Origin of the sequence: Streptomyces fodineus, from assembly GCF_001735805.1 — a bacterium.
In the GTDB taxonomy this organism is placed as follows: domain Bacteria; phylum Actinomycetota; class Actinomycetes; order Streptomycetales; family Streptomycetaceae; genus Streptomyces; species Streptomyces fodineus.
The window spans coordinates 8,502,225-8,516,358 of sequence record NZ_CP017248.1 but is presented as its reverse complement, the minus strand read 5'-3'; the positions used below and the strand labels follow the sequence as shown (position 1 = coordinate 8,516,358).

Below are 14,134 nucleotides of genomic sequence, written 5' to 3'. Positions count from 1 at the left end.
ACGCCCCACAGCAGTCATTGTGTCAAGGAGCCCCGCCGTCAAGGCTTCTGACGGGGTATCGAACAGTCGGGGGCCGCCCTCCGGGACGTCGTACCTCAGCGACCTGAACTGGCCGTCGGCGAGCAGCGGTTGGGGGCCGGTGGAACGCGACACCAGCAACGGGGAGAGCGCCGCGGGCGACGGCCACCCGATCACCATCAGTGGCGCGGTGTACGTCAAGGGCCTCGGGGTCCACGCGCCGAGCGACGTCTCCTTCTACACCGGCAAGGCCTGCGGCAAGGTCACCGCGGACGTCGGCGTCGACGACGAGAAGGGCACGAGGGGCACGGTCACCTTCGAGATCTGGGCGGACGGCACGAAGGGCGCCTCGACGGGTACCCTGACCAACGCGATGCTGGCCCAGCCGGTCTCCGCCGACATCAGCGGCGCGCAGGTCATCCGTCTGATCGTCACCGACGCGGGAGACGGCAACGATTCCGACCATGCGGAGTGGGCGGACGCGCGCGTGAGCTGCTGACCGCGTGGGCTGTGTGCCGTCGTGCCCGGCTACGGCGCGTTGGCAGGTCCGGCGGCTACGACTCCCCAGGGGCGCGGGGAAGTGCGCGACCAGCCCACCCCACACCCGCGCCTGACCAGCCCACCCCACACCCGCGCCTGGGACGCCCGCTGCACAACGGCGTCGCCCCACCGGCACCTCCGGCAGGCGGCGCTACCGCTCAGACCCCCGCCGTCGCGTCCGGCCTGCGCGCCAGCGCTGCCGCCGCGGCCCCCACCAGACCCGCGTCCGTGCCCATCTGCGCGGGCACGACGGTCAGTCGCTGGACGAAGGACAGGGTCGCGTAGTCGGTGAGTGCCTTGCGCAGGGGTGTGAAGAGGATGTCACCCGCCTTGCCGACGCCCCCGCCGATCACGGCGATGTCGATCTCGACCAGGGTCGCGGTGGCCGCGATGCCGGCGGCCAGCGCCTGTGCCGCCCGCTCGAAGGAGGCCACGGCGACCGGGTCGCCGTCACGGGCGGCGGCGGCCACCGCGGCGGCCGAGGTGTCGCCGTCGGGGCCGGGACGCCAGCCCCGGTCCAGGGCGCGTCGGGCGATGTTGGGGCCGCTGGCGATCCGCTCCACACAGCCGCGCGAGCCGCACGGGCACGAATCGCCGTCGAGGTCGACGCTGATGTGCCCGATGTGGCCGGCGTTCCCGGTGGGCCCGGAGTGCAGCTGCCCCCCGAGCACCAGGCCGCCGCCGACGCCGGTCGACACCACCATGCACAGCGCGTTGTCGTGGCCGCGGGCGGCGCCCTGCCAGTGTTCCGCGGCCGCGATCGCGACGCCGTCGCCGATCAGCTCGGCCGGGAGACCGCCGGTGGCCGCGCGCACCCGCTCGACCAGCGGGAAGTCACGCCAGCCCGGCACGTTCACCGGACTGACGGTGCCCGCCGAGGCGTCCACCGGGCCGGCGCTGCCGATGCCGATGACGCCGGCGCGTCCCCACAGCGGCGACCCGGCCAGGTCGCCGAGCACCTCCTCGACGGCCCTCATGACCGTCTCGCCGTTCTGCTGGGCGGGCGTGCCGCGCTGGGCCCGCGCCAGGATCCGTCCGTCGCCGTCCACCAGCGCACCGGCGATCTTGGTACCGCCGATGTCCAGGGCCGCGACGAGGTCGGTGTGCATCAGAGTCAGATCTCCCCGTTGAAGCTTCCAAACCAAAAGAGGCAGGCCGGTCAAGCGGTGGGGGCGCAGGCCGACAGACAGCGGTGGACAGTGTCTCGCGCATCTGACAACGTTGTCCAGGCTCTATGCTCGACGCCACATCCTCATACAAACCACGGATCGGCGCACCACCCCCGGGCACAGCGCCCCGGACCCACCCGCGCACCACCCCGGACGCACCGGTTCCGTGGCCGAGACGGACGACAGGACAGGACGCCGCATCGTGCCCGAGACCACCCGCCGCACCGACAGCCTTCCCGGCACCCGCTACGGCAACCGCCCCACCATGAAGGACGTGGCGACGCGGGCCGGGGTCGGCCTGAAGACGGTCTCCCGGGTGGTCAACGGCGAGCCCGGCGTCACCCCGGACACCGAGCGCCGGGTGCAGGAGGCGATCGAGGCGCTGGGCTTCCGCCGCAACGACAGCGCCCGGGTGCTGCGCAAGGGCCGTACGGCGAGCATCGGCCTGGTGCTGGAGGACCTCGCCGACCCCTTCTACGGCCCGCTCAGCCGCGCCGTGGAGGAGGTGGCCCGGGCCCATGGCGCCCTGCTGATCAACGGCTCCAGTGCCGAGGACCCGGAGCGCGAGCAGGAGCTGGCGCTGGCCCTGTGTGCGCGGCGCGTTGACGGTCTGGTGGTGATTCCCGCCGGTGACGACCACCGCTATCTCGAACCGGAGATCAGGGCGGGCGTGGCGACCGTCTTCGTGGACCGTCCGGCCGGACGCATCGACGCCGACGTGGTCCTCTCCGACAACTACGGTGGTGCCCGGGACGGTGTCGCCCATCTGATCGCGCACGGCCACCGCCGGATCGGGTTCATCGGCGACATGCCGCGCATCCACACCGCCGCCGAGCGGCTGCGCGGCTACCGGGCGGCCATGCAGGACGCGGGGATACCGGTCGAGGACGCCTGGATGTCGCTCGGGGTGACCAGTCCGGAGCGGGTGCGCCGGGCGGCGGAGGAGATGCTCTGCGGGCTCGCCCCCGTCACCGCGATCTTCGCGGGCAACAACCGGGTGACGGTCACCGTGATCCGGGTCCTGGCCGAGCAGTCCCGCCAGGTCGCCTTCGTCGGTTTCGACGACATCGAGCTGGCCGATCTGCTCCAGCCGGGCGTCACGGTCGTCGCCCAGGACGCGGCGGCCCTCGGCCGTACCGCCGCCGAGCGTCTCTTCCGCCGGCTGGACGGCGGGCTCGTGGCACCGGAGCGCATCGAGCTGCCCACCCGGCTGATCACGCGCGGCTCGGGCGAGCTGCCGCCCGCCGACTGAGCCGCCCGTGACCGGCCGCACCCTGGAGGAACTCGGCCTCGCCGACGCCCCTCGCGACCATCCGCTGACCTATCCCGGTTCCTGGCCCGCCGGCTCCGGGCTGCTGCACGGCGACCGGATGCTCCCGCTGGAGCGCCTGGTGTACGACGACCGGGTGCCGGTCCTCGCCGTCGGCTCCAACGCCTGCCCGGGCCAACTGCGCCACAAGATGGCGCAGTTCGGGATCGACTCCCCCGTGCCGATGGTGCGGTCACGGGTGCGGGGACTCGGCGTCGGCGTCTCGGCGCACGTCAGCCGCTTCGGCTATGTCTCCGCATCGCCCGTCAAGGCCCCCCGTGCGTCAAGCGAGTTGTTCGTCATCTGGCTGGACCGGCGCCAGCTGGAGGTGATCGACGCCAGCGAGGGCGTGCCGCTGGCCGACGGCAACTTCCGGCGGGCCTGGCTGCCCGCGCCCCAGGTGCGGATCGAGCTGCCGGACGGTTCCGCGCTCACCGGGGCGTACTCCTACGTCAACCGGCGCGGGGTGCTGCACAACGGCAACGGCGCGCCCCGCCGTCATCCCGGTGACCAGCACACCCTGCTCACCGAACTCCTCGCGGGTTCCGCGCCGTTACGGGAGCTGTTCGGGGGCACGCCGGAGGAGTTCTGCGCGCGGACACGCCGTGACACCGGGCTGTGGGCGCGTGGTACCCGGCTGTTCGCCGAGCAGAAGTGGGTGACCGAGTCGGGTTTCGAGCCGTACGCCGGCGCTCAGCAGACCGGAAGCCCGGGCACCGGGGAGTCGTTGTTCCCGCCCTTGAGGTAGACGTCGCTGACGTACACACCGGTGTTGCCGCTGTCGTCGTCGGTCTTCGCCCACCACACGTTCGTCCACCGGCCGTAGGTCTCCCGGCGGCCCAGGTTCGCCTGGCAGTAGAAGTAGTCGGTGCCCGCCTTCAGGGTCCCGGCCCGGGCGCCGGAGGCCGTGTAGGACGTGGCGGTGCGCCAGACCTGGCAGTCGTACTTGCCGCCGCCGACGGAGTGGCAGGCGGCCGCCGGGCCGGAGGTGTCTCCCGAAGTGCCGGTTGCGCTCGGACCGTTCGGCGCGGCCGGGGCGGAGGCAGGCGAGGACGGCTTGGCGTCGCCCGTGCCGCTCGGCTGCCCGGTGGGCTCGGCGCTGTTCTTGCCGCCCCCGCTCGGGTGTCTGGGCCGGGCGGACCACTCGGCGCCGGCGCGTTTGGCGGGCGCGGAATGGGAGGCCGTCGGTGCCGAGTCCGTTTTCGCCGCTCCGTGGTCGCGCACCAGAGCGAGGGTGACCCCGGCCACGGTCAGTACGACGGCGACGGCAGCGGCGGCCGGCAGCGCCCGGCCCCTGCGGCGGGGCGGGTCCGAAGGCGCGCTCATGGGTCCGGTGGGATCACCGGGCGCGAAGGCGCGGGTCGGTCCGGTGGGCGGAGCGGAGCCCTCGGCGTGGGAGGGCACCGGGCTGGTCGGCGCGGCGGCGGGACGTCCCGGGTCCGGCTGGGCCGGGCCGGATCCCGGCGGTGCGGACGGTGTGCCGCGTTCGGCGGGTTCGGGCGCCCGGGGCGGGGCCGTCCGCAGGATCGTCGTCGGGGTGTCCCGGGGCCGCGCCTTCGCCACCTCGCGCAGCGCCTCACGGGCCTCCTCGGCGTCCGGGCGGGCATCCGGGCGCTTGTCCATCAGGCGCCGCAGGACGGGTGCCAGCGGGCCCGCCCGGTGCGGCTCGGGCAGGGGCTCGGAGACGATCGCGGTGAGCGTCGAGTAGGTGGACGTACGGCGGAACGGTGAGACGCCCTCGACGGCCGCGTACAGCGTCGCGCCCAGGGCCCACACGTCGGCGGGCGGGCCCGGCTCGGCGCCCTGGGCGCGCTCGGGGGCCAGGTAGTCGAGGGAGCCGACGAGTTCGCCGCTGCGGGTGAGACGGGTGGCCGAGCCGTCGCCGGGGTCGTCCATGGTGGCGATGCCGAAGTCGGTCAGGACGACGCGGCCGGAGCGGTCGAGCAGGATGTTGCCGGGTTTGACGTCGCGGTGCAGGACGCCGGCGTGATGGGCGGCGGCCAGCGCGTCCGTCACGGCCGCTCCGACGCGGGCCGCCTCGTACGCATCGAGGGTGCCGCGCTCGCGCAGGACGTCGTCCAGGGAGGGTCCGTCGATCAGTTCCATGACGATCAGCGGGCGCCCGTCGACCTCCGTGACGTCGTGGACGGCGACCACGCCGGGGTGGCGGACCCGGGCGGCGGCCCGGGCCTCGCGCTGCATGCGCAGCCGCAGCTCGGTCAGTTCGGGTCCGGCCGCGTCGGTGTACGTCCGCAGCTCCTTGACGGCGACCTCGCGGCCGAGGACCTCGTCCACCGCGCGCCAGACCACGACGCCCATGCCGCCGCGCCCGAGCCGCGCCGTGACGCGGTAGCGCCCGGCCAGCAGCCGGCCGGTCCCGTCGTCCGTGTGCCCGTACTGCGGTTCCTGCTCCCCCGAAGACACCGCCGCCCCGTTCCTCTGTGGTCGTCCGTCGCGTCCGCCTGGCCGATGCGTGGCGTCCAGCGTACGGGGCGGCGGTGACAGTCCACTGCCCCGCCCGGGGGCTGGGACCGGCTCGCTGCCGCTACTTCGCGGAGGCCGTCAGGTCGCCTCGGCGGGGCGCCGCGAAGCCTTCCAGGTCGGCGCGGGTCAGGCCGGTGCGGCGGGCGACCTCGGCGATGTCGAGGGCGCCGCAGTCCAGGCCGCGCAGCAGGTAGCCGCTGAGCGCCTTGGCGGTGGCGGGCTCGTCCATGACGTCGCCGCCGGACCGGTTGGCGTACCGGGCGAGCCGGGCGGCGGCCTGCTCGAAGCCCTCGCGGTAGAAGGCGAAGACGGCGGCGTAGCGGGTCGGGATGTGGCCGGGGTGCATGTCCCAGCCCTGGTAGTAGGCGCGGGCGAGCGCGCGGCGGGTGAGGCCGTAGTGCAGCCGCCAGGCGTCGTGGACCTTCCCGGTCGGGCCGACGGGCAGGATGTTGGTCGAGCCGTCACAGACGCGTACGCCGGTGCCCGCCGCCGCGACCTGCATGATCGCCTTGGCGTGGTCGGCGGCCGGGTGGTCGCTGGCCTGGTAGGCGGCGGAGACGCCGAGGCAGGCGCTGTAGTCGAAGGTGCCGTAGTGCAGCCCGGTGGCGCGGCCCTCGGCGGCCGTGATCATCCGGGCGACGGTGGCGGTGCCGTCGGTGGCGAGGATGGACTGGCTGGTCTCGATCTGGATCTCGAAGCCGAGCCGGCCCGCGTCCAGTCCGTGCACCTTCTCGAAGGCCTCCAGCAGCCGCACGAACGCGCTGACCTGCTCGGGGTAGGTCACCTTCGGCAGGGTGAGGACCAGTCCGTCGGGCAGGCCGCCCGCCTCGATCAGGCCGGTGAGGAAGACGTCGAGGGTGCGGATGCCCCGGTCGCGTACCGCCGCCTCCATGCACTTCATGCGGATGCCCATGTACGGCGCCGCCGTGCCGTTGTCGTACGCCTGCGCGATCAGCCGGGCGGCGCGGGCCGCCGTGGCGTCCTCCTCGGCGTCGGGGCGGGGGCCGTAGCCGTCCTCGAAGTCGACGCGCAGGTCTTCGATCGGCTCGCGCTCCAGCTTGGCGCGGACGCGGGAGTAGACCGGCTCGGCGAGCTCGTCGGACAGGCCGAGGACCGCCGCGAAGGAGGCGGCGTCCGGGGCGTGTGCGTCGAGGGCCGCGAGGGCCTGGTCGCCCCAGGAGCGGATGGTGTCGGCGGCGAAGGCGTCACCGGGGACGTAGACGGTGTGCACGGGCTGCCGGGTGCCGGGGTCTCCGGGGTAGCGGCGCTCCAGCTCCGCGTCGACCGGTGCCAGGGAGGCGCTGATCTCCTCGCTGACGGCGCCCGCGAGGCTCGTCGTCACCTTCTCCTGCTGGCCCATCCCACACCCTCCAATTTTCCGCTGTACGGAATCAACAATCCGTAGAATGAAGTTATCCGGGAGGTTCCCGCTGGTCAACACCCGCTCGGACAGTGGAACGGCGGCCGTGGGCACGTCACCAGAATGCACCGAGGCCCCCATGACCGCGCAGGTCATGGGGGCCTCGTGGAGGAGCCGGGGCTCAGCCCTTGCGGGCCTTGATCTCCTCGGTCAGCTGCGGGACCACGTCGAAGAGGTCGCCGACCACGCCGTAGTCGACCAGCTCGAAGATCGGGGCCTCGGCGTCCTTGTTGACGGCAACGATCGTCTTCGAGGTCTGCATACCGGCGCGGTGCTGGATCGCGCCGGAGATGCCGTTGGCGATGTACAGCTGCGGGGAGACCGACTTGCCGGTCTGGCCGACCTGGTTGGTGTGCGGGTACCAGCCGGCGTCCACGGCGGCACGCGAGGCACCGACGGCCGCGCCGAGGGAGTCGGCGAGCGCCTCGATGATCGAGAAGTTCTCGGCGCCGTTGACACCACGGCCGCCGGAGACCACGATCGCGGCCTCGGTCAGCTCCGGACGGCCCGTCGACTCACGCGGCGTACGCGCGGTGACCTTCGTGCCGGTCGCCTTCTCGGAGAAGGACACCGACAGGGCCTCGACCGCGCCGGCGGCCGGGGCGGCCTCCACGGCGGCCGCGTTCGGCTTGACCGTGATGACCGGGGTGCCCTTGATGACGCGGGACTTGGTGGTGAAGGACGCGGCGAACACCGACTGGGTGGCCACCGGGCCCTCGTCGCCGGCCTCCAGGTCGATGGCGTCGGTGATGATGCCGGAGCCGATGCGCAGCGCCAGACGGGCGGCGATCTCCTTGCCCTCGGCGGAGGACGGGACCAGCACGGCGGCCGGGGAGACGGCCTCGTAGGCGGCCTGCAGGGCGTCCACCTTCGGCACGACCAGGTACTCGGCGTACTCGGACGCGTCGTGGGTGAGGACCTTCACCGCGCCGTGCTCGGCGAGCGTGGCGGCGGTGTCGGCGGCGCCGCCACCGAGGGCGACCGCGACGGGCTCGCCGATGCGGCGGGCCAGGGTCAGCAGTTCGAGGGTGGGCTTGCGGACGGCACCGTCCACGTGGTCGACATAGACGAGGACTTCAGCCATGGGATTGCTCTCCTGCGAAAAGAAGTTGAGGGGCGGTCAGCGACTGCGGAGCCTTAGATGAACTTCTGGCTCGCGAGGAACTCAGCGAGCTGCTTGCCGCCCTCGCCCTCGTCCTTGACGATGGTGCCGGCCGTGCGGGCCGGGCGCTCGTTCGCGGCCTCGACCTTGGTGAACGCGCCGTCCAAGCCGACCTCCTCGGCCTCGATGTCCAGGTCGGACAGGTCCCAGGACTCCACCGGCTTCTTCTTGGCCGCCATGATGCCCTTGAAGGAGGGGTAGCGGGCCTCGCCGGACTGGTCGGTCACGGAGACGATCGCCGGGAGCTGCGCCTCGAGCTGCTCGGAGGCGGCGTCGCCGTCGCGGCGGCCCTTGACCACGCCGTCCTCGACGGAGACCTCGGACAGCAGGGTGACCTGCGGGACACCGAGACGCTCGGCGACCAGCGCCGGTACGACACCCATGGTGCCGTCGGTGGAGGCCATGCCGGAGACGACCAGGTCGAAGCCGGCCTTCTCGATCGCCTTGGCCAGCACCAGGGAGGTGCCGATGGCGTCGGTGCCGTGCAGGTCGTCGTCCTCGACGTGGATGGCCTTGTCGGCACCCATGGACAGGGCCTTGCGGAGCGCGTCCTTGGCGTCCTCCGGGCCGATGGTCAGGACGGTGACCTCGGCGTCGCCGTCCCCGTCGTAGTTCTCCGCGATCTGGAGGGCCTGCTCGACCGCGTACTCGTCCAACTCGGAGAGCAGACCGTCCACGTCGTCGCGGTCGACGGTCAGGTCATCGGCGAAGTGCCGGTCGCCAGTGGCGTCGGGCACGTACTTCACAGTGACAACGATCCTCAAGCTCACGCCGGCTCTCCTACTGCATCGTCATTTCCGGGCTGCCTCTTGCAGGCAGCATAGGCGCCTCAAGCGGCCGATCCCGGTCGGGGCGTCCGCGCGCTCCGACCGAAATATTACTCGTCAGTACACCCAGTTCCTGCTCGCTAAGCAAGCGCTTTGAACTGTGACCTTCGCAACGCAGCGTAACCGGAACTCGACGGGTTCGCAGGCGGGGCGGCGCAACCTCGGGAGTGATCAATCCCGCAGGCCGTTGAAGCGGCCCTGGTGGTAAAGGAGGGGCCGGCCCGAGCCGGAGAGGTCGCCCAGGACGACCTCGGCGAGCACGATCCGGTGATCACCGGCCGGGACGCGGCCGACGATCCGGCACACCAGCCAGGCGAGCACGTCATCGAGCACCGGTACGCCTTCCGGGCCCTCGCGCCACACGGTCGGCGCACCGAAGCGGTCGGCGCCGCTGCGGGCGAAGGTGGCGGCCAGCTCGCTCTGGTGCTCGCCGAGTATGTGCACGCCGACGTGGTCCGTCTCGGCTATCGCGGGCCAGCTGGAGGCGCCCGTGCCGATGCCGAAGGAGACGAGCGGGGGCTCGGCGGAGACGGAGGTGAGGGAGGTGGCGGTGAAGCCGACCGGGCCGGAGTCACCGCGCGCGGTGATCACCGCAACACCGGCGGCGTGCCGGCGGAAGGTCGAACGCAACAGATCGGGGGAGGCGAGCTGAACGGTGCCGAGGTCGGGTGTGGCCGTCATGGAGTTGTCCTTCTGCTGGAGGTCGCGAGCTGGGCCGTCGGTGCTCAGCGGTCCGGACAGGTGGCGCTCGCGGTGCGGGCGAGGTCGACGTGGACCCGCCCGTGGAGAAGGAGTTCGGTCGGCATAAGGTCAGGCTGACGATAGGTGGTGCGCGCAGTCAAGCGCGGTCGGGGTTCTGGGAGATCGATCACGCTTTGCTGAGGCTCCCTCACACGGCCTCCCCCAGTGCCGCGATGACATCGGCCTTGCGGGGCTGCCCGGTGGCGCGCCGCACCACCCGTCCGCCGGCGTCGAGCACCAGCACGGTGGGCGTCTTCAGGATCTCCAGTTCGCGTACGAGGTCCAGGTGTGCCTCGGCGTCGATCTCCACGTGCCGCACCCCGGGGACCAGTGCGGCGACCTCGCCGAGGATGCGCCGGGTGGCCCGGCAGGGCGCGCAGAAGGCGCTGGAGAACTGGACCAGCGTGGCCCGCTCACCGAGTTCGCCGCCCAGCTGGGCGGCGCCCAGCCGCTTGCCGTCGTCCCGCCCGCGCACCCGTACTCTCCCGCTCCGCCGCTTGTGCAGCACTCCGGCGGCGCTCGCCACGACGAGCACCGCCACGCACACCACCAGTCCGGTCATCATCTGCACAAGCATTCACGAGACTGCAAAGATTCCCGCCTCCCGCGGGAGTTTCCGTTGCGGAATGCTTGATTCATGGACATCGACGCGAGGGGGCCGCGCTTCGCGGCCGTGGTGACTACGGCCGTTCTGGCCGTGGCTCTGATTCTGCAGAACCCCTGGGTACTGGGCTGGCAGACTCTGGCGTTCGCGCTCGGCGCGGGCGCGGGTGTGCAACGGTCGCCGTACGGCTGGGCCTTCCGCACCGCCGTACGGCCGCGGCTCGGGCCGCCGAAGGAGTTCGAGGCGCCCGAGCCGCCACGGTTCGCGCAGGCGGTGGGGCTGGTGTTCGCGGGGCTCGGTCTGGTCGGGTTCACCGTGGGACCGCAGTGGCTGGGGCTTGCCGCGACCGGCGCGGCACTCGCCGCCGCGTTCCTGAACGCGGCGTTCGGCTACTGCCTGGGGTGCGAGATGTTCCTGCTCCTGAAGAGGGCCGCAGTACAGGCGGAGTAAAAGGGACTTAAAGATCCAAGGTCGGATGTGGGCCGACGTGACGAGAATCTCGCCGCCGCGGGGCACCAGGGCTGGCTACCCGTCCGTTCTTCGGGCACGATCTGCGAGACGCCGTACACCTACGGCTGCGTAACTTTCCCGCCGGGAGCCCCTTTCCCGAGCAGAGCAGAAAGGGTCCGTCCCGCCCATGGCAGAGCTGGTCTACCGTCCCGTCGTCGGATTCGCCAAGACGTTGTTCAAGGTCTGGGACCTGAAGATCGACTGCCAGGGGTCGGAGAACATCCCGCGCTCGGGCGGCGCCGTGCTGGTGAGCAATCACATCAGCTATCTGGACTTCGTCTTCAACGGCCTGGCGGCTCTGCCGCAGAAGCGTCTGGTGCGCTTCATGGCGAAGGAGTCCGTCTTCCGGCACCGGATCTCCGGTCCCCTGATGCGCGGCATGAAGCACATCCCGGTGGACCGCAAGCAGGGCGAGGCGGCCTACGCGCACGCGCTGGACTCACTGCGCTCCGGTGAGGTCGTCGGTGTCTTCCCCGAGGCCACCATCTCGCAGTCGTTCACGCTGAAGAGCTTCAAGTCGGGCGCGGCCCGGCTCGCCCAGGACGCCGGTGTCCCGCTGATCCCGATGGCGGTGTGGGGCACCCAGCGACTGTGGACGAAGGGCCAGCCCCGCAACTTCAAGCGCAGCCACCTGCCCGTCACCATCCGCGTCGGCGAGGCGGTCGACGCACCCCGCGACCAGTACGCGGGCGCCATCACCCGCCGGCTGCGCGAGCGCGTCCAAGAGGTGCTGGATGCCGCGCAGCGCGCCTACCCGGGCCGCCCCAGGGGTGCCGAGGACTCCTGGTGGCTGCCGGCGCATCTGGGGGGTACGGCACCGACCGTGGAGCAGCTGCGGGCGGCCGAGGCGCGGTGACCTGCGGAGCTTCGGCCGGGGGCTTGGGGGCTTCAGCAGGTCGTTCGGCTGCGGGCCGGTGGGGGCTGGGCGCGCCCGCGCGGCGGAGCCGCATCTCAGATACAGCCCCGCGCCCCTAGGCAGCCGCAGAGCCGCCGGCTACATGGCGCCGTCGCTTCGATAGGGTTCGCGATCGTGACGGGAGCGTCTCGCGGCTCCCGTGTGCCGACCGCTGTACGGGGGATCGACGATGCGGCGCTGGTGGAAGGTGACGTTGACGGCCGCGGTCGTGCTGGCTCTGGCCGGCTGGATCGGCGGGCCGTATGTGAAGGACTGGTGGCTGGTGCGCACCGCCTGCGACGGCGTGCTCCCCTCCGGGCCCGTGCGCGAACTCGCGGCCGGCGGCGGTCACTTCACGAAGGCCGAGGCATCGGCGCATCCCCGGCTCGGTGACTACGGCTGCGGCCTGTACTTCGAGGGCCACGGCGAGGCCAAGCTGGTGGTGCGGATGACCGCCTACACCGGGCGGGACGACCAGGACGCCGAGTTCCACGACGCCTTCCCGCTGCAGGGCTTCCCGCGCATGTACCCGATGCCGCAGGGTCTGCCGGGATTCGTCGACGCGTTCGGCAACCTCCAGTTCCTACTGCGCTGCCCGGCCCTCGGCGAGGACGCGGCGGGCCGGCCGCGCCGGATGCTGGTGAGCGCCGACATCGGCCTTGCCGCCGACCGCACGAGTCACGCCGTGTACGAGACGGTCGTCCCGCTCGTCAACTCCGCCTCCCGGCACCTGGGTTGCGGCGCCACGCCGCTCACGGTGCCGAAGGGCGATGCCGGGCCGCAGGATCCCGACAAGGGGCGGCGGGCGGTCCCGCTCACCGAGGCGAAGGGCACCGCCTGCGGCTGGGTGGCCCGCGCGCGGATCCCCGAGGCCGCCGAGTGGCAGGTCGAGCCGCTGATGAACGACATGGCGCCCGCCGGGCGTTGCGACCTGGACCGGGGCACCGGGCCGGACTCGCGGTACCTGGACTTCGGCGCCTTCTACGGCGACTGGAGCAACTATCTGGTCCTGTCCGACGGGGTGCGCAGCGGCCTGACGGCGACCGCGCGCTGCGACGGTGAGGCGGCCAATTTCACTGTCCGCGGGTCGCAGAAGATCCCCGGTGTCGGTACGGCGGAGAAGCGCAGGCTGCTGGAGGCCTTCGCCGGGGACCAGGTCGAGCGGCGCGGCTGCACGGGGCTGAGCGTCACCGGCTGACGGGTGCCGGGTGCCGGGTGCGGGCGTCCTCACCTGGAGCCGTACCGGTACGCCTCCAGGTACGAGTCGTCAAGGAGCTGCCGGACGGCCGATGCCCGCTGGGCCGGTACCTTCCGGGTCTTCGCCCAGGCGTCCACCGTGAGGAACAACTGACGGCGCGCGTCCATGAGATCGCCCTGCACGGGCCCGCTCACCGGCCGGAGGGTGATGGTGCCCATCGGGGGCCGGCTGGTGACCTGCCGTGGGGCCGCCCGGTAGGCGCCCCGGGTGTGTCTGCGTGCGGACGCGTCGAACGCGTCCAGATCGCTGATGCCGCCCTCGCGGGCGCCATCCGCCCGGGCGTACATGAGGGTGCCGACGCGCCTCGCGATGTCCTTGAGGCCGTTGTCGGGGCCGAGCGTGGGGCGCGTCTTCTCCTCCCCCGGCTCCTTCTGCGGGCGGTAATCGGGGTCCGTGCCCTCGGGGGTGAGCCGCTCCAGGTAGTGGGCGAGGTAGGCGCGCTCGGCGTCGTACAGGATGGCGAACGCCTCCGGGTTCCCGGCCAGTTCCTCGAAGAGCCGTGCCGGGTCGGCCGTCACCGTAAAACCGTGGTCGAAACCGAACTCCGGGTGTGCCTCGCCGGGCGCGAGGAAGGGGCCGAAGCGGGACCAGCCCGCCTGATCGGGGGCCGCCTGCGCGCCGGAGGCCGCCGGGGCACTGGCATCGGGATCCGCGAAGGTGAAGGGCGTGGTGTCGGCGACATAGCCGGCGAGCACCCGGGCCAGGCCCGGCTCCGCACCGGGCGGAACGCCGCCGTCGTGGTAGATCCCGCTCACCGCGTAGACCACGCGGGACTGGGCGATGGTGTGCAGCCTGCCGGGGGTCCAGGCGCCGGTGGCGGCGTCCACCACCTGGCCGAGCAGCCGGCCGCCGTCGCCGCACAGCCTGCCGGACGGCAGGAGCGCGCGCACGGCGTCGTAGCGGGACATGTCGTCCCGGGGGTCCAGGGCACGGGTCGCCGACACCGGGTCCTGCGCCAACTTCCGTGTGGCGACGGGAAGTTCCTTGCAGGACGGGTCCCCGACGCCGAGCGCGAACGGCACGGCGACGGCCCCCGCGACGACGGCCGACGCCACGGCCGAGGCGAGCACCCTGTGCTTGCGCAGCCGAGCGAACCGGCCACCGGTTTCGCTCTGAGTAACGGACGGCACCGCCTCGGGCGCCGACTCCGTGCCGGTGCCGTCGTCCTTTTCTGCTCCCCCGTTGCTCATGGCCGCG

At 72.5% G+C, this 14,134-nt stretch carries 14 protein-coding genes and 1 pseudogene; 6 read left to right on the top strand and 9 right to left on the bottom strand.

What is annotated here, in order from left to right:
* Window positions 1-73: 73 nt before the first annotated feature.
* Window positions 74-517 (top strand): annotated as a pseudogene (locus BFF78_RS36930) (NPCBM/NEW2 domain-containing protein); the annotation flags it as partial.
* A 199-nt stretch (window positions 518-716) separates the two neighbouring features.
* On the opposite strand, the gene BFF78_RS36925 reads toward BFF78_RS36930, so the two are convergent.
* A complete protein-coding gene (locus BFF78_RS36925; RefSeq protein ID WP_069782421.1) occupies window positions 717-1,667 on the bottom strand; it encodes an ROK family protein in 951 nt (316 codons plus the stop codon).
* A gap of 262 nt (window positions 1,668-1,929) precedes the next feature.
* Here BFF78_RS36925 and BFF78_RS36920 point away from each other — a divergent pair, with 262 nt between their 5' ends.
* Both BFF78_RS36920 and BFF78_RS36915 read left to right on the top strand, forming a co-directional pair.
* On the top strand, window positions 1,930-2,979 hold the full coding sequence (locus BFF78_RS36920; protein WP_069784044.1) for a LacI family DNA-binding transcriptional regulator: 1,050 nt from the start codon (window positions 1,930-1,932) through the stop codon (window positions 2,977-2,979).
* Between the two features lie 7 nt (window positions 2,980-2,986).
* On the top strand, window positions 2,987-3,784 hold the full coding sequence (locus BFF78_RS36915; protein ID WP_069782420.1) for a hypothetical protein: 798 nt from the start codon (window positions 2,987-2,989) through the stop codon (window positions 3,782-3,784).
* Here BFF78_RS36915 and BFF78_RS36910 read toward each other — a convergent pair.
* From BFF78_RS36910 to BFF78_RS36885, 7 genes are all read right to left on the bottom strand, one after another.
* A complete protein-coding gene (locus BFF78_RS36910) occupies window positions 3,730-5,460 on the bottom strand; it encodes a serine/threonine-protein kinase (protein ID WP_069782419.1) in 1,731 nt (576 codons plus the stop codon). The genes BFF78_RS36915 and BFF78_RS36910 overlap by 55 nt on opposite strands.
* 121 nt (window positions 5,461-5,581) lie before the next feature.
* Complete coding sequence (locus BFF78_RS36905; RefSeq protein WP_069782418.1) at window positions 5,582-6,880, bottom strand: DUF6986 family protein; 1,299 nt, start codon at window positions 6,878-6,880, stop codon at window positions 5,582-5,584.
* A gap of 181 nt (window positions 6,881-7,061) precedes the next feature.
* On the bottom strand, window positions 7,062-8,024 hold the full coding sequence (locus BFF78_RS36900) for an electron transfer flavoprotein subunit alpha/FixB family protein (protein ID WP_069782417.1): 963 nt from the start codon (window positions 8,022-8,024) through the stop codon (window positions 7,062-7,064).
* Window positions 8,025-8,077: 53 nt separating this feature from the next.
* On the bottom strand, window positions 8,078-8,872 hold the full coding sequence (locus BFF78_RS36895) for an electron transfer flavoprotein subunit beta/FixA family protein (RefSeq protein WP_069782416.1): 795 nt from the start codon (window positions 8,870-8,872) through the stop codon (window positions 8,078-8,080).
* Window positions 8,873-9,100: 228 nt separating this feature from the next.
* Entirely contained in the window at window positions 9,101-9,610 is a 510-nt protein-coding gene (locus tag BFF78_RS36890; RefSeq protein ID WP_069782415.1) for a flavin reductase family protein, read from the bottom strand.
* A 44-nt stretch (window positions 9,611-9,654) separates the two neighbouring features.
* Entirely contained in the window at window positions 9,655-9,735 is an 81-nt protein-coding gene (locus tag BFF78_RS50275) for a putative leader peptide (RefSeq protein ID WP_362615633.1), read from the bottom strand.
* An 83-nt stretch (window positions 9,736-9,818) separates the two neighbouring features.
* On the bottom strand, window positions 9,819-10,232 hold the full coding sequence (locus BFF78_RS36885) for a thioredoxin family protein (RefSeq protein WP_069784043.1): 414 nt from the start codon (window positions 10,230-10,232) through the stop codon (window positions 9,819-9,821).
* A gap of 75 nt (window positions 10,233-10,307) precedes the next feature.
* Here BFF78_RS36885 and BFF78_RS36880 point away from each other — a divergent pair, with 75 nt between their 5' ends.
* The 3 genes from BFF78_RS36880 (at window position 10,308) to BFF78_RS36870 (ending at window position 12,877) form a co-directional block, all read left to right on the top strand.
* Window positions 10,308-10,724 (top strand): DUF4395 domain-containing protein, encoded by a 417-nt coding sequence (locus BFF78_RS36880; protein ID WP_069782414.1) that lies wholly within the window; start codon window positions 10,308-10,310, stop codon window positions 10,722-10,724.
* A gap of 187 nt (window positions 10,725-10,911) precedes the next feature.
* The gene (locus BFF78_RS36875; RefSeq protein ID WP_069782413.1) at window positions 10,912-11,640 is read left to right on the top strand and encodes a lysophospholipid acyltransferase family protein; all 729 of its coding nucleotides are present in this window, start codon (window positions 10,912-10,914) and stop codon (window positions 11,638-11,640) included.
* 229 nt (window positions 11,641-11,869) lie between these two features.
* Complete coding sequence (locus BFF78_RS36870) at window positions 11,870-12,877, top strand: hypothetical protein (RefSeq protein ID WP_069782412.1); 1,008 nt, start codon at window positions 11,870-11,872, stop codon at window positions 12,875-12,877.
* Window positions 12,878-12,906: 29 nt separating this feature from the next.
* On the opposite strand, the gene BFF78_RS36865 is transcribed toward BFF78_RS36870, so the two are convergent.
* Entirely contained in the window at window positions 12,907-14,127 is a 1,221-nt protein-coding gene (locus tag BFF78_RS36865; protein WP_069782411.1) for a hypothetical protein, read from the bottom strand.
* Window positions 14,128-14,134 lie beyond the last annotated feature (7 nt).

Coding starts and splice junctions, on each gene's coding strand:
- BFF78_RS36905 (WP_069782418.1), bottom strand. CDS start 6,880: ATGGGCCAGCAGGAGAAGGTGACGACGAGCCTCGCGGGCGCCGTCAGC.
- BFF78_RS36875 (WP_069782413.1), top strand. CDS start 10,912: ATGGCAGAGCTGGTCTACCGTCCCGTCGTCGGATTCGCCAAGACGTTG.
- BFF78_RS36925 (WP_069782421.1), bottom strand. CDS start 1,667: ATGCACACCGACCTCGTCGCGGCCCTGGACATCGGCGGTACCAAGATC.
- BFF78_RS36900 (WP_069782417.1), bottom strand. CDS start 8,024: ATGGCTGAAGTCCTCGTCTATGTCGACCACGTGGACGGTGCCGTCCGC.
- BFF78_RS50275 (WP_362615633.1), bottom strand. CDS start 9,735: ATGCCGACCGAACTCCTTCTCCACGGGCGGGTCCACGTCGACCTCGCC.
- BFF78_RS36880 (WP_069782414.1), top strand. CDS start 10,308: ATGGACATCGACGCGAGGGGGCCGCGCTTCGCGGCCGTGGTGACTACG.
- BFF78_RS36865 (WP_069782411.1), bottom strand. CDS start 14,127: ATGAGCAACGGGGGAGCAGAAAAGGACGACGGCACCGGCACGGAGTCG.
- BFF78_RS36885 (WP_069784043.1), bottom strand. CDS start 10,232: ATGACCGGACTGGTGGTGTGCGTGGCGGTGCTCGTCGTGGCGAGCGCC.
- BFF78_RS36890 (WP_069782415.1), bottom strand. CDS start 9,610: ATGACGGCCACACCCGACCTCGGCACCGTTCAGCTCGCCTCCCCCGAT.
- BFF78_RS36870 (WP_069782412.1), top strand. CDS start 11,870: ATGCGGCGCTGGTGGAAGGTGACGTTGACGGCCGCGGTCGTGCTGGCT.